The organism is Paenarthrobacter sp. 10L412 (assembly GCF_056395565.1).
In genome coordinates this window covers 361,941-383,930 of sequence record NZ_JBFTJT010000003.1, presented here as the reverse complement: position 1 = coordinate 383,930, position 21,990 = coordinate 361,941, and the positions used below count along the sequence as shown (strand labels likewise).

Annotated in this window: 18 protein-coding genes, 1 rRNA gene and 1 pseudogene; 13 read left to right on the top strand and 7 right to left on the bottom strand. The window is 62.8% G+C overall.

Annotation, left to right across the window (positions count from 1 at the left end; all coding sequences use genetic code 11):
- From rrf to AC1DD7_RS05085, 6 genes and pseudogenes are all read left to right on the top strand, one after another.
- Window positions 1-85, top strand: a 5S ribosomal RNA gene (gene rrf, locus AC1DD7_RS05110); the annotation flags it as partial.
- Between the two features lie 87 nt (window positions 86-172).
- Complete coding sequence (locus AC1DD7_RS05105; protein ID WP_477514073.1) at window positions 173-736, top strand: GNAT family N-acetyltransferase; 564 nt, start codon at window positions 173-175, stop codon at window positions 734-736.
- Between the two features lie 295 nt (window positions 737-1,031).
- Entirely contained in the window at window positions 1,032-1,319 is a 288-nt protein-coding gene (locus AC1DD7_RS05100; RefSeq protein WP_011776355.1) for an HU family DNA-binding protein, read from the top strand.
- Window positions 1,320-1,493: 174 nt separating this feature from the next.
- Window positions 1,494-3,752 (top strand): bifunctional copper resistance protein CopD/cytochrome c oxidase assembly protein, encoded by a 2,259-nt coding sequence (locus AC1DD7_RS05095; RefSeq protein ID WP_477514072.1) that lies wholly within the window; start codon window positions 1,494-1,496, stop codon window positions 3,750-3,752.
- On the top strand, window positions 3,752-5,725 hold the full coding sequence (locus tag AC1DD7_RS05090; protein ID WP_477514071.1) for an NHL domain-containing thioredoxin family protein: 1,974 nt from the start codon (window positions 3,752-3,754) through the stop codon (window positions 5,723-5,725). The genes AC1DD7_RS05095 and AC1DD7_RS05090 overlap by 1 nt, the downstream gene beginning before the upstream one ends.
- A gap of 55 nt (window positions 5,726-5,780) precedes the next feature.
- Window positions 5,781-6,008, top strand: a pseudogene (locus AC1DD7_RS05085) (endonuclease domain-containing protein); the annotation flags it as partial.
- A gap of 21 nt (window positions 6,009-6,029) precedes the next feature.
- On the opposite strand, the gene AC1DD7_RS05080 reads toward AC1DD7_RS05085, so the two are convergent.
- The 4 genes from AC1DD7_RS05080 to AC1DD7_RS05065 form a co-directional block, all read right to left on the bottom strand.
- Complete coding sequence (locus tag AC1DD7_RS05080; protein WP_477514090.1) at window positions 6,030-7,058, bottom strand: hypothetical protein; 1,029 nt, start codon at window positions 7,056-7,058, stop codon at window positions 6,030-6,032.
- A gap of 115 nt (window positions 7,059-7,173) precedes the next feature.
- The gene (locus AC1DD7_RS05075; protein ID WP_477514070.1) at window positions 7,174-8,925 is read right to left on the bottom strand and encodes a helicase HerA-like domain-containing protein; all 1,752 of its coding nucleotides are present in this window, start codon (window positions 8,923-8,925) and stop codon (window positions 7,174-7,176) included.
- A 3-nt stretch (window positions 8,926-8,928) separates the two neighbouring features.
- Window positions 8,929-9,447: a GNAT family N-acetyltransferase gene (locus tag AC1DD7_RS05070; protein ID WP_477514069.1), complete on the bottom strand. Its 519-nt coding sequence runs from the start codon at window positions 9,445-9,447 to the stop codon at window positions 8,929-8,931.
- Between the two features lie 57 nt (window positions 9,448-9,504).
- Window positions 9,505-11,457 carry an FAD/NAD(P)-binding protein gene (locus AC1DD7_RS05065; RefSeq protein ID WP_477514068.1) on the bottom strand — a complete coding sequence of 651 codons (1,953 nt, stop codon included), beginning with the start codon at window positions 11,455-11,457 and terminating at the stop codon, window positions 9,505-9,507.
- 266 nt (window positions 11,458-11,723) lie between these two features.
- Between AC1DD7_RS05065 and AC1DD7_RS05060 the strand changes: the two genes are divergently transcribed.
- The 7 genes from AC1DD7_RS05060 to AC1DD7_RS05030 are packed head-to-tail and all read left to right on the top strand — an operon-like array spanning window position 11,724 to window position 19,068.
- A complete protein-coding gene (locus AC1DD7_RS05060; protein ID WP_477514067.1) occupies window positions 11,724-12,689 on the top strand; it encodes an amino acid ABC transporter permease in 966 nt (321 codons plus the stop codon).
- Window positions 12,686-13,630 (top strand): amino acid ABC transporter ATP-binding protein, encoded by a 945-nt coding sequence (locus tag AC1DD7_RS05055; protein ID WP_477514066.1) that lies wholly within the window; start codon window positions 12,686-12,688, stop codon window positions 13,628-13,630. The genes AC1DD7_RS05060 and AC1DD7_RS05055 overlap by 4 nt, the downstream gene beginning before the upstream one ends.
- A 13-nt stretch (window positions 13,631-13,643) precedes the next feature.
- Window positions 13,644-14,624, top strand: a complete 981-nt coding sequence (locus tag AC1DD7_RS05050; protein WP_477514065.1) for an ABC transporter substrate-binding protein — start codon at window positions 13,644-13,646, stop codon at window positions 14,622-14,624.
- Complete coding sequence (locus AC1DD7_RS05045; protein ID WP_477514064.1) at window positions 14,621-15,787, top strand: LLM class flavin-dependent oxidoreductase; 1,167 nt, start codon at window positions 14,621-14,623, stop codon at window positions 15,785-15,787. The genes AC1DD7_RS05050 and AC1DD7_RS05045 overlap by 4 nt, the downstream gene beginning before the upstream one ends.
- Window positions 15,771-16,622 carry a DUF1684 domain-containing protein gene (locus tag AC1DD7_RS05040; protein WP_477514063.1) on the top strand — a complete coding sequence of 284 codons (852 nt, stop codon included), beginning with the start codon at window positions 15,771-15,773 and terminating at the stop codon, window positions 16,620-16,622. The genes AC1DD7_RS05045 and AC1DD7_RS05040 overlap by 17 nt, the downstream gene beginning before the upstream one ends.
- The gene (locus tag AC1DD7_RS05035) at window positions 16,619-17,704 is read left to right on the top strand and encodes an LLM class flavin-dependent oxidoreductase (RefSeq protein ID WP_477514062.1); all 1,086 of its coding nucleotides are present in this window, start codon (window positions 16,619-16,621) and stop codon (window positions 17,702-17,704) included. The genes AC1DD7_RS05040 and AC1DD7_RS05035 overlap by 4 nt, the downstream gene beginning before the upstream one ends.
- An 11-nt stretch (window positions 17,705-17,715) precedes the next feature.
- Window positions 17,716-19,068 (top strand): NtaA/DmoA family FMN-dependent monooxygenase, encoded by a 1,353-nt coding sequence (locus AC1DD7_RS05030; RefSeq protein ID WP_477514061.1) that lies wholly within the window; start codon window positions 17,716-17,718, stop codon window positions 19,066-19,068.
- A 183-nt stretch (window positions 19,069-19,251) separates the two neighbouring features.
- Here AC1DD7_RS05030 and AC1DD7_RS05025 read toward each other — a convergent pair whose 3' ends face one another.
- From AC1DD7_RS05025 to AC1DD7_RS05015, 3 genes are all read right to left on the bottom strand, one after another.
- On the bottom strand, window positions 19,252-20,466 hold the full coding sequence (locus tag AC1DD7_RS05025; RefSeq protein ID WP_477514060.1) for an FG-GAP repeat domain-containing protein: 1,215 nt from the start codon (window positions 20,464-20,466) through the stop codon (window positions 19,252-19,254).
- 76 nt (window positions 20,467-20,542) lie between these two features.
- Window positions 20,543-20,986 carry a GNAT family N-acetyltransferase gene (locus tag AC1DD7_RS05020; protein ID WP_477514059.1) on the bottom strand — a complete coding sequence of 148 codons (444 nt, stop codon included), beginning with the start codon at window positions 20,984-20,986 and terminating at the stop codon, window positions 20,543-20,545.
- Between the two features lie 42 nt (window positions 20,987-21,028).
- Complete coding sequence (locus AC1DD7_RS05015; protein WP_477514058.1) at window positions 21,029-21,916, bottom strand: helix-turn-helix transcriptional regulator; 888 nt, start codon at window positions 21,914-21,916, stop codon at window positions 21,029-21,031.
- Window positions 21,917-21,990 lie beyond the last annotated feature (74 nt).

The window sequence follows — 21,990 nt, the reverse complement described above, 5'->3', positions numbered from 1 at the left end:
TCCCATTCCGAACCCGGAAGCTAAGACCCACAGCGCCGATGGTACTGCACCCGGGAGGGTGTGGGAGAGTAGGACACCGCCGGACACACATTAGGTCGAGACCCCCCAACCCACACCAGGGACGGGGGGTCTCCCACATTAACGAGACAATCAGAGACGCTAGAGTCGCAGGATGACCCTGACCCGAATCTTGGATCTCCCCTCTGGGAACCCCGCGGACGGGAAAGTCCACCTTCGGACTTTGTCCTTGTCCGACGTCGAGCCCTTGGCGGCCGCCTATGCCCTGAACGCAGAGTACCTCGCCCCATGGGAACCACGGCGCAGCGAGGCGTTCTATACCAGGGCAGGGCAAGAGGCCGTTGTTCGGAGCAAACTGAACCAGTATGCCGCAGGCACGGAGGTGCCGTGGGTAGTTCTCCATGACGGGGATGTCATTGGCATGATTACTTTGACGGGCATAGTCCGCGGACCGTTCATGAACGCCAACCTGGGTTATTGGGTCGACCAAGCGTTCGCCGGCAAGGGTATTGCCACTTCTTCGGTGGCGGCGGTTCTCTCCATGGCTAGCGACGATCTGGGACTCCACCGTATCCAAGCCGCAACCCTGATGCATAACGCAGCCTCGCAGGCGGTCCTCAAACGATCCGGCTTTGAGCGGATCGGCATGGCGCCGTCGTATCTCCACATAGCAGGCGAGTGGCAGGACGATGTCCTGTATCAGCGAATTCTCTTCTGATCCACGACGGTTGGATGCTCTGAAGCCGGGATGGCCAGCCGCCTGCAACTCCCGGCGGTGGCTGTCGGCGTCGTGATTTCGTATGCGTGGCTGGAGGCCTATTCAACGCCGAAGGGTACGCCATGTGCGGTCCACACCCCCAAAAACCCTGAAAAACCGGTGATTTTGGTCAAAAAAGCGCGGAAACACGCGGAATTTGCTGGCCAAGCCGGTGCAAGCTGGTAAGTTTTCGAGCAGTGGCTTGCTCGCATTCCGCTTGAAAGCTCAAAAAACGTATTAGTCCAGGAGGACGTAAATGGCTAAGAACCGTAGTGAACTCGTTGCAGAGGTAGCAGGCAAGGCTGGCACGAGCCAGGCAGCCGTCAACTCCGTGCTCGATGCACTGTTCGAAGTTTTCGAGACTTCTGTTGCCGCTGGCGAGAAGATCACCATCCCGGGCTGGCTCGCAGTTGAGCGCACCGACCGTGCAGCACGCACCGGCCGCAACCCGCAGACGGGCGAAACCATCCAGATCGCCGCTGGCCACAGCGTTAAGCTGACCGCAGGCTCCAAGCTGAAGGCTGCTGTCGCCAAGAAGAAGTAATTCCACTTCGGCGAACGCCTGAAAGGGGCGGCAACCAACTGGTTGCCGCCCCTTTTGCCGTTAAGCAATCACTTGTCCCGAACACCAAGGCGGCATCCTGTCGCCCGTGCCCACTTCTCCTCCCCAAATGGTTCCCGATTCGCAGCCCAGCCACACGTAACGGACAATGGATAGGTGCCATCAGCAAGAAGCTCCGCAACTGCCCCATCGCCTGTTCCCAAGCCGGGAGCGCGGGGAGGCAATGCCGTCACGGGCATTTCCCTCCCATGGCAGCTTGCTGGACTGGCGGTGCTCTTCCTGACTTTGGTTGCGGCCCTCATCTTCTCCGGTGCTTCTGTTGCCCGCCAGGTCTCGGACCCCGGAGCGTTGGTCCGGTGGGGCTTGCCGGTGGCGAAAGCCGTCCACAACGTTTCCATAGCCACAGTTATTGGTGGCCTGATCTTCGCAGTCGGCATCCTGCCCAAGAACCTTAGAGCGTCGCGATCCCGTGAAAAGGATCTGGACGCTCCGGAGCATCCGGCTTTTGCACGCGCCCTTGCCGTTGCCGCCGCGGCAGGTGCCGCTTGGACACTGTCCGCCGTAGCGGTCCTGGTATTGACCTACGCGGATGTCGCGGGTCAGGGAATCTCCGGCGACGCCGAATTCACCCGCTCGCTGGTGTACTTCATGACGGACATAGATACGGGCAAGGCTTGGCTGTCCATCACTATCATTGCTGCGGTGGTCACCACCGCGCTCTTCGGCGTCCGATCGCTGACTGGCCTCGCCTTTACGCTGCTGCTTGCCCTGATCGGGCTGATTCCGACCGCGCTGATCGGTCACTCCTCCAGCTCCAGTGATCACGAAGGCGCCATCAACTCGCTGGGCCTTCACCTGGTTGGAGTCTCCGTGTGGGTGGGAGGCATCATCATTCTCGCGGTCCTTTCCGGATTGCTCGTTGCTTCCAGGAGGTCTGGGACGAGCGACATCACCGAACCGACCCTCCGAAGGTTCTCGGCCCTGGCAGGCTTTGCTTTCGTCCTCGTGTTTGCGTCCGGTGTGATAAACGCAGCCATCCGCGTGACGAACCTGGGCGATCTGTTTGGCTCTGCCTATGGCCAGCTCATCCTTGCCAAAGCACTTGCCACCCTGGTGCTGGGTGGCATTGGCTTCATGCATCGCCAGTGGGTTATACCTCAGCTGGGGAAGAGCGGTTCGATGTCTGCCCGCCGCGTGCTGTGGCAGCTGGTTCTGGTTGAGCTACTGGTGATGGGCGCGACGTCGGGCCTCGCCGTGGCGCTCGGGCGCTCGGCCCCGCCGCAGCCCACTACGTACGCACCGGACGCCTCGCCAGCCTTCATCCTGTCCGGCTATGAGATTCCGCCTGAACTTACGCCAGAGCGCTGGCTTACGGAATGGCGTTTTGACTGGCTGTGGGTGGGAGTCGCCTTATTCGGCACCGTGTCCTACGTCCTCGGGATCATCAAGATCCGCAAGCGCGGGGATAGCTGGTCCTGGTTCAAGACGGTGAACTGGATGATTGGACTGGTGATTCTCACATACATCACCTCGGGTCCGCCAGCGGTCTATGGCCGCGTACTGTTTTCTGCCCACATGGTGGATCACATGGCCCTGACCATGGTGGCACCGATCTTCCTGGTGTTGGGTTCGCCCGTGACCCTTGCCCTGCGTGCACTCCCTTCCCGGGGCGAAGGCGCCCACGGTTCGCGGGGTCTGCGGGAGTGGCTGCTCCTGTTCGTCCACTCCCGGTTCTCGCAGGTGGTGACTCATCCGCTGTTCGCCGCTGCGAACTTCGCGGGATCCATCGTGCTGTTCTACTACTCAGACCTTTTCGGCCTGGCGATGCGGGAGCACGTCGGGCATGAGCTCATGAATCTGCACTTCCTGCTGACCGGCTACATTTTTGTGCTCAGCATGATCGGCAGTGATCCTTTGCCGCGCCGGGCGCCGTACCCCATGCGCCTGCTGCTCCTGCTCGCAACCATGGGGTTCCACGCGTTCTTTGGCGTGGCCATTATGGGCGGTACTGGCCTGCTCGCTGCTGACTACTTCGGCAACCTGGGCCGGACCTGGGGTGCCTCGGCCATTGCAGACCAACAAATGGGCGGCGCTGTGGCTTGGGGCATTGGTGAAGTTCCCACTTTGCTGGTGGCAATCGGCGTAGCCGTCATGTGGTCCCGCTCGGACGAGCGGGAGACCCGAAGGGTGGACCGCGCGGCCGACAGGAATAACGACGCCGATCTCAGTGCTTATAACGATATGTTTGCCCGGCTCGCTGACCGCGATGCCAAATTGGCCGGCCGCCCGGCCCAACCCACCCAAACGACTGAAGCTACCCGAACAAGTGACGCCCCGGCAGGCGCCACCCCAGAGGAAAACGCTGACCAAGCAAGCAGCAAGACCGAACGAAACACGAAGCTGGAAGGACGCTGATGAGCGAAACCGTACGCACCCAACTCCGGGTCCGGGCCTCCGAACTGGAGGGCCGCGGCTGGCTCAATACGGGCGGCAAGTCCCTTGACTTGGAATCCCTGCGCGGCAAAATTGTGTTGCTGGATTTCTGGACCTTCTGCTGCATCAACTGCCTGCATGTCCTCGACGAACTCCGGCCCCTTGAGGAAAAGTACTCTGATGTCCTGGTGACAGTCGGCGTGCATTCACCCAAGTTCGAGCACGAAGCTGATCCTGTTGCCCTTGCCGCGGCCGTGGAACGTTACGAGATCCACCACCCGGTCCTGGACGATCCCGAGCTCGCCACGTGGAAGGCGTACACAGCCCGTGCTTGGCCCACGCTGGTGGTTGTGGATCCGGAGGGTTACATCGTGGCGCATCTTTCCGGTGAAGGCCACGCAGATGGCCTCGCTGTGCTGCTTGAGGAACTTGTTGCGGAGCACGAAGCAAAGGGAACCCTTCACAGGGGCAACGGTCCGTACGTTGCTCCAGTGCCGACGTCGGGCACTTTGCGCTTCCCGGGCAAAACGACGCAGTTGGCCAACGGCAATTACCTCGTCGTCGACTCCGGGCACCACCGCCTGGTGGAGCTCCACCCTGACCTGAAAACCGTTGAGCGGGTTATTGGCTCCGGGACCAAGGGGTACGCGGACGGCCAGACGGACACGGCCCAGTTCAACGAGCCGCAAGGCATAGCTGTTCTTCCGGCGGAGCTCGCTTCCACGCTCGGTTATGACGCCGTGGTGGCAGACACCGTGAACCACCGCCTTCGGGGTGTGACGTTGAGTTCAGGGCAGGTGCGGACTGTTGCCGGCAACGGTGTGCAGCGCTTGCTCGATGCCGGCCCTGCCCGTGTCACCGAGACGGGCGCGGGTGCCTGGTCCGAACACCACGACGGCGGTCCGGCTGACTTTGCTGCCGACGCAATCGACGTCGGGGTGCTTGGCCTCGGTACCGGGGTTTCCTTGTCCTCGCCGTGGGACGTGGTGTGGAGCGCGAAGCTGCAGCGTGTAGTAGTCGCGATGGCGGGAACGCACCAGATCTTTGCGTTCGATCCCCTGAGCAACGAGGTTTCCATTCTGGCCGGTTCGGGCCTGGAGGGGCTGTTGGACGGCGTGGCGGAGGAAGCTTGGTTCGCCCAGTCGTCCGGCTTGGCCATTGATGCCGATGAGAACATCTGGGTGGCCGATTCGGAGACTTCCTCTCTGCGACGTTTGGTGCTCGGCGAAACCGGCGTGACGGTGGAGACAGCCGTTGGCCAGGGGCTGTTCGACTTCGGATTCCGTGATGGCGACGCCACTGAGGCACGCCTGCAGCACCCCTTGGGGGTCACGGTACTGCCCGATGGTTCCGTAGCGATCGCCGATACCTACAACGGTGCCGTTCGCCGGTACGATCCCGCGACGAAGACCGTGTCAACGTTGGCACGTGGCCTGGCTGAGCCGAGTGACGTCGTCGTGGTTAACCACGGCAACAGTGAGCCGCTGCTGGTGGTGGTTGAGTCAAACAAGCATCAACTGGTTTTGGTGCCGATCCCCAAGGAAGCCCAGCAGGTGGATGAGGGTGCGTCCCAGACCCACCGTCCCAAGAGCCCCGTGACACCTGGAATCCTGGAGCTTGCTGTTCGCTTCAAGGCCCCCACCGGGCAGAAGCTTGATGACCGCTGGGGCGACCCCACGCAGATGAAGGTCTCTTCCACTCCGCCGGAACTGCTGGTCTCCGGTGGCGGGACGTCGGTGGGCTTGTTGCGGACCATCGAATTGTCGCCCGATGTGCCAGAGGGCATCCTTCACATCACTGCCCGTGCGGCCGCCTGTGACGGACCTGAAACCGCGGACGGAGAGATTCCGGACCACGCAGCCTGCCACCTGTACCAGCAGGATTGGGGCATCCCAGTTATTTTGCAGGCTGACGGTGAATCAGAGCTGGTGCTCGATCTCCGCGGCATGGACTAAGCCTGCTGAACTGGCCCGGGTTTGACCCTTGAGGGGGAGGACCCGGGCCTTCTTCATGCCCTGGACCGAGACACAGGTTTGGATCGACGGCGTAGGAACAGTGGACTTCCTCCTTGAGGGCTTCCTCATCATCGAGATCGACGGGCTGGCGTTCTATCTGAATCCGCGTCAGTTCAAGAAGGATCGTCGGAGGGACAACGAGGCGATCCGTCAGGGCTTGCTGGTGCTGAGGTTCTTCTACGACGATGTGGTCCACACGCCGGATGCGATGCTGCGGCACGTTCGTGAGATCCTTCGCCGGCGCCTAGAAAGTCAGCATCGGGGTGACGGTCACAGTGTTGTTGTCAGTGTCCAGTTGGGTGGTGAAGCTGAAATCGTGCTCGACGTTGAGGTCGTTGACCAAGCCGGTGAACAAATTGATCTCGCGGGCGGAAACCCTTGCCTTGCCGTTGAGCGGGGCTACTACCCACTTGCCACCGAAGGGTTCGATGGTGATCTTGGGGTACTCGGTAATTTCCCACTTGATGGTTCCGTCGACGACGCGCGCATTGCTGACGTGGTAGAACGGGCAATCAGGTTGGAGGCGCTGCTGCTCCGTGGCTTGGGCGGCGCAGGTGTCCAGGAACTCCCGGACTTTACCGGCAACGGCTTCGTTCATGGCTTTGGTTGACCGGGTCTGCAGGTTCAAGGGCGCCTGGCCGCCGTCGCGGCTTGAAACGAGGGCAGAAGCAGCAGGGGCCTCGAAGTAGGTGCCGTTCAGGCTGGCTTCGTATTTGCCGGGGTAGAACACGGCAAAAGTGTTCCGGCCATTGGGCATGTTCACGGGGACGCCGTTGAGCGCTGCCTCGTTGGAGTTGACGACGGTGACTTCAATGGTGGGCAGTGTGGTGGGAACGAAAGCCCACTTGCCGAAGAACAACCATTGGGTCCCCGTGCGCTCCATCAGGAATTCGGTGTGGAGCCGGTTGCCATCCAAGGTGTAGTCCATGGGCACGGCAACACGATTACTGCCCCTGGACTCGGCATTGCCGAGTTTTATGTCGGACAACTTGGAGGCCGCCGTTTGCAGGGCGGTGCCGTCGAGCATGGCGGCATTTGCACTGGGAACTTTGGCCCGCAACAGACCCAGGGCTTGCTCGCCTTCGCCCTTCTGCAAGGCCTCCAAATACTCCCGGACCGGCTGCTGCGGACTGGCCACGGAGGAGCTCACCAAGTTGATGCAGACGATGGCTCCGGCGGCAGCAAGCATTAGACCGAGCAGCCATCCGGCTGCGGTCCTGACTATCGCTTGACTCAACTGCACGCCCTTTACGTTACCTGCCGCGGCCGCGATAGCTGTGCATGAGGGCGTCACCTTGACCTGCGAAGACCCTTCCCAGAGGGCCCGACGCCGGGTGGCAGCAAGCTTTGCCGCCACCCGCCGTCGGGCTTTTGGCAGTCAAAAACGGCTAGCGGCGGCGCCGCGAGGAGGTACCGAAAACGCCGCGCATGAGGTCGCGGCCAAGCTGTGTCCCCATGGAGCGGACCATGCTCTTCAGCCCGCCGCCCAAGGCTCCGCCGAGTGCCCCGGCGAGGTCGCCGAACATGCCGCCGTCCTGCTGGGATGACTGTTGCGGCGCCTGCTGGGGCGCGGGAGCCGGCGCAGGAAACGAGGAGGGTGCAGGCGCCGGACGGGAACTCGGGCGGCCGAGGATCTCTTCCTCGATGCGCCGCGCTTCGGCGTCGATGTCGTAGGGCGTACCCCCCGAAGCGCCAGAACCTGAAGCGCCAGAACCTGAAGCGTTGCCTGGAACCGGTGGCAAGCCCGGTGCGGCGTCGCCGGTGGAGGGCGCGGCGTTGCCAGCGAGTTTCTCGTAGGCGGACACGTTGTCTACAGCCGTCCCGTACTTGACCAGAAGGGAGGACGAAGCCACGGTGCTGCGGATCAGGTCATCGGCGCTGGGGCCCATCACGGATTCGGGGGCACGGAGCCGGGTGAGGGCAACAGGTGTGGGCGCGCCTTTTTCGTTCATCACGGTAATGACGGCCTCACCGATGCCGGCGGAGGTGAGCGTCTCTTCGAGGTCGTAATCGCTGACCGGGAATGTGGAAACCGTGGCTTTGAGGGCCTTCGCGTCCTCCGGCGTGAACGCTCGCAAGGCGTGCTGCACACGGTTGGCGAGTTGGCCCAGGACATCAGCGGGGACGTCCTTGGGTGTCTGGGTGACGAAAAATATGCCTACGCCTTTGGAACGGATGAGCCGGACCGTGGTGGTGATGGCCTCAAGGAAGGCTTTGGAGGCGTCGCTGAACAGCAGGTGTGCCTCGTCCAGGAAGAACACCAGTTTGGGCTTGTCGAGGTCGCCGGCTTCGGGGAGGTCCTCGAAAAGGTCCGCCAGGAGCCACATGAGGAACGTGGAGAACAGCAGGGGCTTGGTCTGCAGGGTGGGCAGCTCAAGGCAGCTGATCACGCCCCGGCCGTCGGGGGCTGTGCGGAGGAGCTCGGCGGTATCGAACTCCGGTTCGCCGAAGAACTTCTCCATGCCCTGCGCCTCAAGGGTGACGAGTTCCCGCAGGATGACGCCAGCTGTGGCTTTGGAGAGTCCGCCAAGGTCCTCCAGCTGTTCCTTGCCCTCGTCCGAGGTGAGGAACTGGATCACGGCCCGGAGGTCTTTGAGGTCGATCAGTTCCAGCTTGTTCTTGTCCGCAAAGTGGAAGATCAGCTGAAGACTGGATTCCTGGGTGTCGTTGAGGTCCATGATGCGTGAGAGCAGGATGGGCCCGAACGAGGTGATGGTGGCGCGGATCGGGATTCCATTGCCGTCACCGCCCAGGCTCAGGAATTCAACAGGGAAGTTCTTTCCCTGCCACTGCTGCCCGAGGGCTTCAGTTCGTGCGCTCAATTTTTCGCTGCCCGTTGCCGCCGTGGCCAGTCCGGAAAGATCTCCCTTGATGTCCGCGAGGAAAACCGGAACACCCGCCGTCGAGAGCTGTTCGGCAATCATGTGCAGCGTGACCGTTTTGCCAGTACCGGTGGCGCCGGCCACCAGGCCGTGCCGGTTCATCATGGCCAGAGGGAGCCGGACCTGGGCCTCTTTGTGAATTTCACCATCGACGATCGCGGCGCCCAGCTCGATGGTGGCACCTTCCAGGGCGTACCCCTGCTGGATGGTGGCAAGTTTTTCAGCAGTTGTTGCGGTGGGTTTGTTGGCCATGCGCATAGCTTAGCTGGGCCGGGCAAGATCCTTACTGAAGGCCAAATGCTTGATGTCTTCGGGGTCGGCGGCGAGGTCGAAGAGCGCCTTATAGCCCGTGGCGAGGTACAGATTCTTGGCCTCCGGCTGGCGTGGACCGGTGGTGAGGTAGAGCTTCCTGTAGCCGCGGCGTCGTGCTTCATTCTCCAACTCTGTGAGCACCCGCCGTGCCAGGCCGCGACGACGATGCGCAGAGTGGGTCCAGATCCTCTTGAGCTCTGCGGTGTGCTCGTCGTAACGCCGGAACGCGCCGCCAGCCACGGATTCGCCGTTCTCCTGGATGATGATCAGTGCTCCGTGGGGCGCGGCGAATTCCTCGGCCGGGTACCGGTTCAATTCCTCCGCAGCACCCCCGGTGCCGAAGAGTGTCCCGTACCGCGTGTCATATTCGACGGCGAGTTCGTCCAGGAGGGGACGAACGCGGGGATCGCGCATGGGCAGGCTCAGGACGGAAAGGCCCGACGTCGGCAGGGTTGGCGTTGTGGTCATGTCAGGCCTTTCGTAGGTGGAGCCCAAGTAAGTAGCAATTAAGCGCGTTTTGGGCGGTCAGAACGCGCTTAACTGCGACTCAGTTGGGCGGGCAGCAGCAACGGTCGTCAGGATCTGCCGGGCCAGGGCATCGTTCTCCCGGAAAGGTGCCGCATTGGTATTGGGGCGGGCAAACGCTCCCGCGCCCCAACCGGACGTCCACGGTCCCACTGCAAACAAAGTCTTCTGTGCTGTACCAACAGGGGTCAGGACCTGGTGATTCCCGGAGACCAGGAGTTTGCCCGTGGAGTGTGGACCCTCCGAGGTGAGCAGCCTCTGCTCGGTGCCCCATCCGGCGTCGTACAGGTCTGCCAAAGCGGGATTCGCCGAACGTTCCACGGACGCTGAGGGCAACCGTGCTTCGATGTACGCGGACGCATCCACCACCACGGGTGACTGGAATGAGCCGGCTACAAACCGGCCCGTTGATTCGTCGGTGCGAACCCACATTCCCGGCCCCAGGAACTTCAGGAACCCGGCGCGGTGCAGCGCGAGCATTTCACGGAGACGGTGTGACGGCGGCCCGGAATCCACGAAGCTGAAGAAGCCGTGCCACCAGCCGTGGATCGCTTGTTGCGACTGTGCATTGAGCCGCTCCTGCGGGACCAGCCGGCCAAGGTCCATGTAGACGAACAACAATGCGGTGAAGAGCGCGAGCGTTTCGGAATGGTCCGGGCTGGTTCGGAGGGCGAGATCGTGTTGGATGTACGCGGCCACCGAACGCTGCACCGCCTCATGGTCCGCGAACGCGCAACCGCTCAGGGGGTGGTCCAAGGCCTCCAGGTCCAGCCGCAGCGCGGCATCAGGGATGGAGAAGGCAACCAGCTCTTCCCGGGCACTGCTGTACCAGTCGACTGCATCGAACCGGGCTTCGAACTCCTCCCAGTTGCCTGACACACGCGCTGGGTAGCCGGTGAACAGCTCCCGATAGTAGGCATAGCCGGCATCCTTGGCGATCAGCGGCCACAGCTGTGAGCGGAAGTCCAGTTCCTGATGGTTCGCCAACAACGCATCAACTGCCTCGGCGGTGAAGTACCGCGGCCGGCTGAACGGCTCGCCGCGCACAACGGAGGAAATCTTGGAGTGGTAAGGCACGCCGCGTCGTGAACCTACCCAGAGGCTCGGTTCGGCGCCGGAGGGCACGTACTTAAGTTCGCCGTCGGCTACTTCCTCGAAGCGCCCGCCGCGGCCCTCGAACAGCAGCACCAGGAGATCCACGAACCCGAGCCCCATGCCGGATACGATCACGTCCTGGCCGGCTTTGATGCCCGAGTAGTCCACGTCCGTTGTGTACGACGGCGGCGCATGGAACCCACCGTGGCGGGCAGCGAAATCGCTGAGGCGGGCGGACTCGTCGTCCGGCAACGAATCGGTATGGCCCAGGGCGTAAACCACGACGTCGGCCAGCACCTCGGCGCCGGAAGCCAGCCGCACGCGGTGCGCGCCGGCGTCGGACCCCGTGGGACCGTGCACGGAAGCGGAAACTGGCGTGACCGCTGTAGCCGTGTCCCGGTGGACCGTCACAGTGACATCGGGCCCCAGGGCGGCGACTGACCGGCGGAAGAACCATTCGAGGTATTTGCTCTGGAGCTGCCGGGTGGGAAATGAAGAAGGTGTGAGCGAACGGAGTTGCGCCAGCAAGTGCGGCTCCAGCGCAGGGGCGTCGCGGATGCTCCCATCCAGCACACCTGCTGCCCAGGTGGCCAGGCCGGGGCCCTCAACGGGAGGACCGTCGCACGCCACGGACGCGTCGGTGAACATGGTGACGTCCGCGGCGGTGGAGTTCAGCAGCAGGCCCGGGCTCTGGTCATAGCGCCAGATCCTCCCGGAACCCGGCTGGTACGGCTCCACAATGTGAATGTGCAGCGGCCCATCGAATAATCCGGGCCGGCTCGCTGCCAGCCTTTCCAGCACGCCGGCCGTGCGCGGGCCGCCGCCGATGAAGGCGATGGCGGGAACTGGTGACGGCATGGAATCTCCTGAAAATACATCGGGTGGTGCAGCCCAATCTAGGGAGGCGATGCCGCCCCGGTCGAGGAGCTGGTAACGGCCGTTCACTGCGCGTCATCCAGCGTTAACGGGCGCAAAATTCGGACTCATATGGCGTTGCGTGAAGTCCCGTGAACCCGCGCTAAGTCCAGTGAAGAAGTGCAAATTTCCGCCTTGCTGGCTGTCCTGTGCGCACCTAGATTGGCAGCCATCCGATAGTCAACAACCGATCTGAAAAGAGGTGGCGCATGAGTGCGATCGCACCGCCTGCCACGGCAGAAACTGCACCTGCCACCACGGATTACTCCGACTACAAACTGGTCCCTGCCCGGCATCCGTGGCGATGGGTGGGTACTGTCCTGGTGGCTGCGGGCGTCGCAGCCATTGCGTGGTCGCTTGTCACAAACCCGCGTTGGGAGTGGGGAGTGGTGGCGCAGTGGTTCACGGCCCAGTCCGTGGTGAATGGCCTGGTGGAGACGCTCAAGCTCACGGCGATCTCCGGAGTGTTGGGATTCGTCCTGGGATTCATCCTTGCCCTCATGCGCTTGTCCGCGTCGCCGCTGCTGGTCTCGGTTTCCTGGACGTTCTCCTGGATCTTCCGTTCCACGCCCCTGCTGGTCCAACTGCTCCTTTGGTACAACCTGGGCTACCTCTACGAGAAGATCAGCCTGGGCATCCCCTTTACGGATGTCCGCTTCTTCGAAGCCCAGACCACCACGCTGATCAGCCAGTTCGCTGCAGCAGTGCTGGGCCTGACCCTCAACCAGGCCGCCTACTCCGCAGAGATCATTCGTGGCGGCATCCTCTCGGTGGACCAAGGCCAACTCGAGGCAGCTTCCGCACTGGGCATTCCCGCCTGGAAGCGCTCCACACGTATCGTGTTGCCACAGGCCATGCGCGCCATCCTGCCCAATGCTTTCAACGAGATCATCGGCCTGGTCAAGGGCACGTCGATCGTCTACGTCCTGGCGTACTCGGAGCTCTTCTACACCGTCCAGGTCATTTACAACCGGACCCAGCAGGTTCTGCCGCTGCTGCTGGTCGCAACACTCTGGTACGTCGTCATCACGTCCGTGCTCAGTGTCTTCCAGTACTACATCGAACGGCACTTCTCCAAGGGTGCCCTGCGGAACCTGCCGCTCACTCCATTGCAGAAGGCCCGCAGGTTCTTCGCCACCCACGTTGCAGTCTCACAGACCAAGGAAAGCCGATGAGCATCCTCGCCGCGCGCAAAGAAACCACGACGGCGGCCCAGGCTGCCGACGAAACGCAGGCTGACGCCCTGGCTGGGTCAGTTTCCGCCAGTCCGACAGGGGCCAGTCAGACGGCGGCACGGCCCGCCTTGAGGGACAAGCCCGCCACGGACAACACCACCACCCGCGGGCAGGTCGATATCACGAACGTCCGAAAGTCCTTCGGCACTACCGAAGTCCTCAAGGGTGTCTCCTTGTCCGTGCCGCCAGGCGGTGTCGCGGTGATCGTGGGTCCGTCCGGCTCCGGAAAGTCCACGCTGCTGCGCACCATCAACCACCTGGAGAAGGTGGATGGCGGTTTCATCACTATCGACAACGAGCTGGTGGGCTACCACGTCCGCGGGAACAAGCTCCACGAACTGCGTGAGAAAGACATCCTCAAGCAGCGCACCAACATCGGCATGGTCTTCCAGAGCTTCAATCTCTTCCCGCACCTCACCGCCCTGGAAAACGTCATCGAGGCGCCAATTGTCGCCCAAAAGCGATCCAAGGCCGATGCCAGGAAGCGTGGCCTGGAACTCCTGGACCGGGTGGGCCTTAAGGACCGGGCCGATGCGTACCCGCGGCAGCTCTCCGGGGGCCAGCAACAGCGGGTCGCGATTGCGCGGGCACTGGCACTGGACCCCAAGATCCTGCTCTTCGACGAGCCCACCTCAGCGTTGGACCCCGAACTGGTCAACGAGGTTTTGGACGTCATCCGCGAACTCGCCAAGTCAGGGACCACGTTGATCATCGTGACCCACGAGATGGGTTTTGCCCGGGACGTCGCGGACACCGTGGTGTTCATGGACCAGGGTCAGATCGTTGAGTCCGGCACGCCCCAGGAAATCTTCGGCAACCCCCGTGAAGAACGCACCCGAAGTTTCTTCTCCAAGGTCATCGAACCGGCTTTCAACATCTAGGAAGAAGTCCTCCATGTTTCGCATCACCCAAACCAAACTCCTGGCACTTGCTGTACTGCCCGCCGTCGTACTTCCTGCGCTCGCCGGATGCTCCGATCCTGGCGCTTCAGCAGCCAAACCCGGGAGCGAAGCCGCAAAGAACGGCGTCGTCTACAACACCTCAGTGGACCAGAACCGGATCCGTGACGAAAAAGATAATGCCGCGGCTTCTGCTGTTCCGGCTGCCATCGCCAAGGATGGCAGGCTGACCGTTGCCACCACCGCGGGTTCCATCCCACTGTCCTTCCACGCGACCGACGACAAAACTCCGATCGGTGTGGAGGTGGACATTGCACAACTCGTGGCGGACAAGCTGGGCCTGGACTTGGACCTCCAAGTGACCTCGTGGGAGAACTGGCCGTTGAAGACCCAGTCCGGTGATTTTGAGGCCGTGTTCTCCAATGTGGGCATCAACGGCGCGCGGGTGAAGCTGTTCGATTTCTCCACCTACAGGGCTGCATACATGGGCTTTGAGGCTAAGAAGAGCTCCACCTACGACATCAAGGGTTCGGACGATATCTCCGGGCTGAAAATCTCCGTGGGCTCCGGCACCAACCAGGAGAAGATCCTGCTGGCGTGGAACAAGGAGCTTGAGGCCAAGGGCAAAACCCCGGCGACGCTGCAGTACTACTCGTCCGACGCCGATACGATCCTGGCATTGTCCTCCGGCCGCACGGACCTGAACCTGGCGCCCTACCCGTCGGTGACGTACCGCGAGAACACCCGTGACGACCTCAAAGTAGTGGGCAAGGTTAACGCCGGCTGGCCGTCGGAAACCCTCGTTGCCGCCACCACGCTCAAGGGCAACGGGCTGGCCCCAGCCATCACCGATGCCCTCAACTCCACCATCAAGGACGGCTCCTACGCCAAGGTACTGGAACGCTGGGGCCTCTCCGAAGAAGCCCTGCCCGAATCCAAGACCGTCACAGAAGCAAGTTTTGGGACCGGCAAATGAAGTTCCAGGTCCTTGACATCATTCCCCATCTGAAGAACCCGGTGACGGGGGAGATCGTCTCCACCGCCGACCGCCTGAACCAGGTGGTGGAAACGGCCCGCCGGGCCGAGGAACTGGGCTTCGACAGCTTCTCCGTGGGGGAACGCCACGCCGGTGAGTTTGTTTCCTCGTCCCCGGCGACGGTCCTCGCCGCCATTGCCGCAGTCACTCAACGAATCCGGCTTCATACCGGCGTCGCTGTCTTGTCCGTCCTGGACCCTGTCCGGGTGGCCGAGGACTACGCCACGATCGACCAACTGAGCCGCGGCCGCTTGGAGCTGGTGATCGGCAAAGGCAATGAGGTGCTGCAGTACCCCCTCTTTGGCCTGTCATTGGATGACCAGTGGGAGTTGCTCGCTGAGAAGTACGCCCTGCTCCGCACCCTGTGGCGCAAGGAGAGCGTCACATGGTCAGGCCGCTTCAGGTCACCTCTGGTTGAACCAACCACGACGACGCCACGCCCCTTCGCGGGCTCGCCGCGGATTTGGCACGGCTCGGCTACAACCCTTACGTCTGCGGCGCTGGCGGCCAAGTGGGGCGATCCGTTGTTCACCGCGAACGCCATCCAGCCCCGGGAGAACTACAAGGTCCTGATCGACCACTACCGCGAGGAGTACCAGCGCCACGGTCACGATCCCCGGCACCAGTATCTGGGCTCAGGCAGTGGGGCCGGCGGAGTGTTCATCGCCGACACCACGCAGGAAGCCATCCGTCAGTATGGACCCGTCTATGAGGCGTTGACCGCCAGCCGCAACGTTCCGGGCAACAACTCACCCTTCCGGGACATCCAGCACGCTGTGGCCGAGGGGCCCGCCCTTGTGGGCAGCCCGGAGCAGGTGATCGACAAGATCCTCAGCTACCACTCGCTGTATCAGCATGACCTGCAGTCGATCTCCTTGCCCACCACGCTGCCCTTCGAACAGCAGCTCGACATCCTGGGACGCTTCGCACTGGAGGTCATCCCGGCCCTCCGCGCCGCAGCCCCAACCACGTTGTGGGAATCCGGAGACCCGTTCGCCGGACGACCCCAGTTCGCCGGCGCCACCGAACCCGACGCCGCAGCAACCGTCACAGCAGACCACGCCTTCAACAGGAGCGATTACGCACATGTCTACGCACACTGAAACAGCTACCCACGCCTCAACTGCCGCCGACTCCTTTGCCGAGGAATGGCAGGAGTGGCACGCCGCCCATGAGCGCCAACGGGCACATCCGCACGGCTTCCTCGCCGTGACCCATCTCCATTGGCTGAACAGCAACCCGACCCGGTTGGAAGGTGTGCCCGGTACCTGGAGTGTGGAAGCCGACGTCGTACGCGTTGTTTTGGAGCCGGGCGAAAGCCTGCAGCAGGACGGCGTTGAACTGAACACAGGCAAGGCAGAGCCGCTTGAATTCGGGCCTATCGAGGAGCGCGGGGGCATCAACCTGGCCTCCGGCGACACCGTGATCGAGCTAGCCAAGCGCGGCGGCGAGTACATCGTGCGGCCACGGAACCCGTCGAATGCCCTCTTGCAGGAGTACCAGGGCACGCCCGCTTACGCACCGAATGCGTCGTTTGCCGTTGCCGGTACGTTCGTGCCGTTCGAAACACCGCGCCCCACCACAGTGGGTGCTGCGGTGGAGGGCATCCAGCATGTGTACGAGGCCCCGGGCGAGATCCGTTTCAAGCTCGCGGGCCAGGAATTGGCGTTGACGGCGTTCAACGGCCACGCCCCGGGTTCGCTGTCTGTGCTGTTCACGGACCAGACCTCCGGCAAGACCACCTACGCGGCCAACCGCTCGCTCTCCGTGGTCCCCGCGGCTGACGGCTCCGTGCAGCTGGACTTTAACCGTGCCGTCAACCTTCCATGCGCCTACACCGACCTCGCCACCTGCCCGTTGCCGCCCGCCGAAAACCGGCTTCCCGTGGCCATCGAAGCCGGCGAAAAGATTCCCTACGAACGGCAGGACCAGAAGTGAGCACCTTCGAAGAACGCAAGGCCGGGTTCCTGGCCATTGAACTCGACGGCGCGGGGTACCAGAACCTTGCAGCCGCCGTCCTGGCAGCGGAGTCCGCTGGTTTCCACGCGGCAACCTTCGCCGACGCGCCGGCCCCGGGGCGGGTTAACGCCCTGCAGCGTGCAGCCTTTGCCGGGCCGGTGACGCGGAACATTGCACTGGTACCGGAAGTCGACACTGTGTATACGGAGCCCTTCCACATCTCCACGCAGCTTGCCAGCCTGGACTACGTGTCCGGCGGGCGCGCCGGGTGGATCGTCACCGCAGCGGACTCGTCCGAGGCCGCGGCCGCCGTCGGGCGTTCCCATGTGAGGGGCGAAGCGCTGGCGCAGGAAGCGGCTGCGTCCGTCGAAGTTGGCCGCCGGCTCTGGGATTCATGGGAGGACGACGCCGTGATCCGCGATGTCGCCACGGGTCGCTACCTTGACGTCGACAAGCTGCACTATGTGGACTTCGAAACTCCTGCCGATTTCGCCGGTCCCGCTTACTCCGTCAAGGGTCCGTCCATCATCCCCCGGCCGTTGCAAGGTCAGCTGCCTGTGCTCGCCGCTGCCTCCTTGGTGGGCGAAGGCTTGGTTCCGGTGGATTCCGTGGATGCTGTGCTGGTGTCTGCTCCGACGCCCGAACTGCTCGTTGCCGAGGTTCGCGATGTGCGGGCCCGGCTTGGAGCTGCGGTTGCGATTGTTGCAGAGCTCGACGTCGTTCTTGACTCGCGCGGGCAGCCTGCCGTTTCACGTTTCGCTTCCTCGGCGGAAAGCGGTTCGTCTGCGGAAGCAGGCCGGGCACGGTTTGTTGGTTCGTCGGCTGGTCTGGCTGACGTGCTCGATTCGCTCCTCAAGGAGGCCGACGGCGTCCGTCTCCACCCAGCCGTCTTGGACGTGGACTTGGAAGAATTGTCCCGCCTGGTGCTGCCCGAACTCCGCCAGCGTGGATCCTTGCGTGCGCCTCTGCAAGATGGAACGTTCCGCGATCTGCTGGGCCTGGAACGTCCGGCGAGCCGCTACGCGAATACGACCATTGCAGCCGTTGGCTCGGAAAACTAAAGGGGATCACCATGACACAGCACAACCGTGCTATTTTCCAGCCGACGGGTCAGATCCAGTTCGGCATTTTCTTCCAGGGCGTCAACTCCGGCACGATTTGGAAGGCGTCGGAATCGGGTTCGCAAACCGATTTCGAATCCTTCCGCCGCATCGTCCAGACCGCCGAGCGAGGGAAGTTCGCGGCGTTCTTCCTCGGAGAGGGGTTGCGCCTGCGCGAACACCTCGGCCGCCCACATGCCTTGGACGTCGCTGGCCGGCCTGATGCGCAGACCATGCTCGCGGCCCTGGCAGCGGTCACCAGGAACATCGGACTCGTAGCAACGCAGAACACCACATACAACGATCCGGCGGACCTTGCACACCGTTTGTCCTCCCTGGACCTGATTTCCGGCGGAAGGGCTGCCTGGAACGTGGTCACCACGGACAACGCCTGGACCGGCGCCAATTTTCGTCGCGGGGGATACCTCGATCATGCCGACCGGTACAAGCATGCCGAAGCATTTGTTGAGACCACCAAACGCATCTGGGACTCCTGGGAGACCTCTTCGGGGCCGGCACGCCCTGTGTTTCATGAGGGCCAGCACTACACGGTGGACGTCACCCCGCGGTTGCCCCGCAGCGCCCAGTACCGTCCCGTGCTCTTCCAGGCCGGCGACTCCCCGGATGGCCGCGACTTCGCGGCGCGCCAAGCTGACGTGATCTTCTCCGCCCATCCAAAGTTCGATGACGCTGTAGAGTTCCGCCGCGACATTGTGGCGCGATCCGTCGCTGCCGGCCGCGGAGCCAACGCGGTGCAGATTATGCCGGCCAGCGAGTTCATCCTGGCCGCCACCGATCAGGAAGCCCAAGAGAAGAAGGCCTGGGTCCGCAGCCTCCAGATTGGGCCGCAACAAGCCATCGCGTACCTGGAGCAGTTCTGGGGCCGTGAACTCACTGAGTACGATCCCGATGGTCCGCTTCCGGAGATTGATCCGGCAGTCGAGGAGACATCGGAGACGCGCGGCAGCGGCTTCCATGGAGCGAAGGCGCGCCAGCTCGCGGACCAGTGGCGGGCTGAGGCCAAGGACAAGGGGCTCTCAATCCGCCAGTTCGTCACCTCACGCACAGCGCGGGTGGATGCGACCTTTACCGGTTCCTATACCGCCATTGCCGACCACCTCTCCGAGTACGCCCGCGTTGGCGCAGTGGACGGGTTCAACATCTCACCGTGGCTTATCCCTACTGGCCTGGACGACATCGTGAACCACTTGGTACCTGAACTTCAGGAACGCGGGGTCTACCCTACGGACTACCGCGGAACCACGCTGCGCGAAAACCTGGGGCTTGAGACACCTGTGCGTTCCACTGAGTCGGTGCCGGCCTGATGTTGGCGGCATTTTTTGCTGGATCATTCCTTCGGCGGCTCGGAAGGCGCCCGAATCCACGCGGGTTCCGTCGCGTGGATGGTGGAATGATCCAGCAAAATCGTTCAGCAGGGGTTGACGAGTCGCGAGCAACTGTCCGCCTGCAGTTGGCGGTGTGGGGGCAAACGCTCTAAACGCAGGAAACTAGAGGAGTTCCTTGAAGACATCCCAACCGCGGCCTACGGGACCATAGGGGCCCCAGAGGACTGTGGTGGACGCTCCCGCAGAATAGGTGACCAAATCTCCGTTCCCGTTGATGGCCGCGAGGTCGTTGTACTTGGAGTGCGGAAAACTGCCGAGTCCCGCAATCTCGGAGAAGACATCCCAACCGCCGCTGATGATGGACGATGGCTGCCAGCCGCCAGTGTCATCAGCCGGGTAGAGGAAGAGGCGCCCATTGCCATCCCTTGCATAGACCTCCACGGGGCCATCGCCGTTCATGTCGCCGGCAGTGATGATCTTGTTCATACTCTGCCAGCCTTGGCCCACCTTCGTGGGGGCGAGCCACCCTGCGCTGCCATCGCCGGGGTAAAGGAAGAGATCTCCCGCCGGGTTTCGCGCGAGGACATCATTGGTTCCATCGCCATTGAAATCACCCGGTCCGACGATCATGTTGAAAACGTTCCAACCCTGGCCCACCTGTTGGCGATCAAGCCAGCCACCCTCGCCATCGCCCGGGTAGAGGAAGAGGTTGCCTGCCGCATCCCTGCCGAGGAGGTCATTGAAGCCGTCACCATCGAAGTCGCCGGGTGAGAAGACGATGTTGAACACGTTCCAGCCTTGGCCAACCTGCACGGGCTCGTCCCACGCACCCCAGTAGGTAGGGCACGCGCCCTCGCAACTTCCCTTGTAATAGGTGTAAGTCCGCGGATACAGGATGAGGCGGCCATCGTGGGTTCGAGCGAGTGGTTCGAAGTTGCCGCGACCGGTCCAGCCCATGGCCCTGCTGGAGGCTTTGACGGGCAGTGTTTCCGGGCTCACCTGGGAACCCGTCGGACAACCCGACTGGCCCGGGGTGAGCGGGTAGACCTTCATCGAAATGCGGTGGCCCTGGTCTTCGGGAAGGACCGGCAGGGTTTCACCCTGCCGCTCAGCAGGAAGCGGCACGCCGTCCCTCAACCACTCCAGGGTGATGCCCTCACCCGTGCCGTCGGGATTCCTGCAAGCTGAGTAGTCGTAGTTGTACTGGCGGCGCAGTTCCGCGCCGACATACGGTACGCCGTCGATGTAGGGTGTCGGCTGGGACGCCGCGACGGAGGGTGGCGCTACGGCGGCCAGCAGCCCCGCTGCCAACGCCATGGCCACCGCGATCGCTGAGCCCGTTGTAAATCGTTTGGTGCGCGCTTGAACGTTCCCCATTGTGTTCCCCCCGGAAGCTGGCGTCGATGTGTTGACGTTACCGTATTTGGGGTGCGCTGATCAGGGGTTGCGTTGGTTAGGGGTTGCCGGCCGCCAGCATGAAGACGTCGATCTGGTCCTCGGATTCCAGAACAAAACCATGCTGCTCATACAAGTTCCGTGCCGCACTTCCCTGCAGTACGTTCAAACGGAATGGCCTCTCATCCACGGAAGCCGCCATGACGTGCCGAAGTACAGCACCGCCCAGCCCTTTGCCCTGATGCGCCGGAGCCACATAGAAATGCTCAATCCACCGGGCGTCCGGCTCCTGGCGAACTGCGATCACCCCGGCATCCACACCTGCAGTATGGATCACATAGGTGTGCTCCGGCTGGAAGGCTGTCAGGAAGCGCTCCCGGACCCGCACCGGATCCCAGCGACCCAGCCGTTCGAGGTCCGGACGCATTACCACGGCACGAAGCTCGGCAATCCAGATGGCATCGGAACTGTAAGACGGGCGCAAGGTGAAGTCGGGAGGCACGTTTCCCAGCCTAAATGGTTCAGCCCTGTTTCCGGATGGGCACTAATCCTGAAGAGAGGCGTCTTGGCTGGCCTCTTCGCTAATCCGCTGGGTAACCACCCAACTGGCGAGCACTTTCAATGCGTCTTCCGAAGGTGTGCCGGGATCCGCGGTGTACACGTTGATCCGCAGCCCGGGGTCCGCGGACAGCTCAAGGGCTTCGAAGCTCAGGTCAAGATCGCCGACGATCGGGTGGTGGAGTCTTTTCCGACCCGTCCGGTGGTACTTCACATCGTGCCTGGCCCACCTGACCCGGAATTCCTCACTGCGCGTGGAGAGGTCCCCGATCAGGTCAGTAAGGTCCTTGTCGTAAGGATTCTTCCCGGCGGTAGACCTCAGGACGGCAACAATATCGTCGGCGCTGCGCTCCCAATTTGCGAAGAACTGGCGTGCCTTGGGGTTGAGGAAGGTGAACCGTGCGCTGTTTGGAGGGGTGGTTTCTCCGGCCATCAGGTCCATGTAGAGAGCTGCGCCAAGTTCGTTGGCAGCGAGGACATCGCCGCGGTCGTTCCGAACCCACGCCGGTGCCGCGGTGATGGAATCAATGACCCGCTGCACGCTTGGCCGGACCGTCCTTGGGCTGTGCTTCCGCCTCACCCGCGGCGCGGCCGTGGCCGCGCGTGCCAGGTCGAAGAGGTGCGCTGTCTCGGCGTCGTCAAGCTGCAGGGCGCGAGCCAGCGCCTCGAGGACACTGTCCGAGGCTCCGGAAAGGTTTCCTCGCTCGAGCCGAATGTAGTAATCGATGCTCATCCCGGCCAGCATCGCCACTTCCTCGCGGCGCAGCCCGGCCACGCGGCGGTTGCCCCCATAGGCCGGCAATCCTGCGGCGTCGGGCTTGATCCTTGCACGCCGGGAGGTCAGGAACTTCCGTACGTCCTCGCTATGACTCATGAGAGCAACGCTACGCCGTCAGCAAGGGAGCGAGGGAGGGCCTGGTATTACTTGGAACGCCCAAGGGGGTAATG

Coding starts and splice junctions, on each gene's coding strand:
- AC1DD7_RS05045 (WP_477514064.1), top strand. CDS start 14,621: ATGAAGTTCCAGGTCCTTGACATCATTCCCCATCTGAAGAACCCGGTG.
- AC1DD7_RS05065 (WP_477514068.1), bottom strand. CDS start 11,457: ATGCCGTCACCAGTTCCCGCCATCGCCTTCATCGGCGGCGGCCCGCGC.
- AC1DD7_RS05055 (WP_477514066.1), top strand. CDS start 12,686: ATGAGCATCCTCGCCGCGCGCAAAGAAACCACGACGGCGGCCCAGGCT.
- AC1DD7_RS05025 (WP_477514060.1), bottom strand. CDS start 20,466: ATGGGGAACGTTCAAGCGCGCACCAAACGATTTACAACGGGCTCAGCG.
- AC1DD7_RS05040 (WP_477514063.1), top strand. CDS start 15,771: ATGTCTACGCACACTGAAACAGCTACCCACGCCTCAACTGCCGCCGAC.
- AC1DD7_RS05050 (WP_477514065.1), top strand. CDS start 13,644: ATGTTTCGCATCACCCAAACCAAACTCCTGGCACTTGCTGTACTGCCC.
- AC1DD7_RS05015 (WP_477514058.1), bottom strand. CDS start 21,916: ATGAGTCATAGCGAGGACGTACGGAAGTTCCTGACCTCCCGGCGTGCA.
- AC1DD7_RS05100 (WP_011776355.1), top strand. CDS start 1,032: ATGGCTAAGAACCGTAGTGAACTCGTTGCAGAGGTAGCAGGCAAGGCT.
- AC1DD7_RS05070 (WP_477514069.1), bottom strand. CDS start 9,447: ATGACCACAACGCCAACCCTGCCGACGTCGGGCCTTTCCGTCCTGAGC.
- AC1DD7_RS05090 (WP_477514071.1), top strand. CDS start 3,752: ATGAGCGAAACCGTACGCACCCAACTCCGGGTCCGGGCCTCCGAACTG.
- AC1DD7_RS05075 (WP_477514070.1), bottom strand. CDS start 8,925: ATGCGCATGGCCAACAAACCCACCGCAACAACTGCTGAAAAACTTGCC.
- AC1DD7_RS05060 (WP_477514067.1), top strand. CDS start 11,724: ATGAGTGCGATCGCACCGCCTGCCACGGCAGAAACTGCACCTGCCACC.
- AC1DD7_RS05030 (WP_477514061.1), top strand. CDS start 17,716: ATGACACAGCACAACCGTGCTATTTTCCAGCCGACGGGTCAGATCCAG.
- AC1DD7_RS05105 (WP_477514073.1), top strand. CDS start 173: ATGACCCTGACCCGAATCTTGGATCTCCCCTCTGGGAACCCCGCGGAC.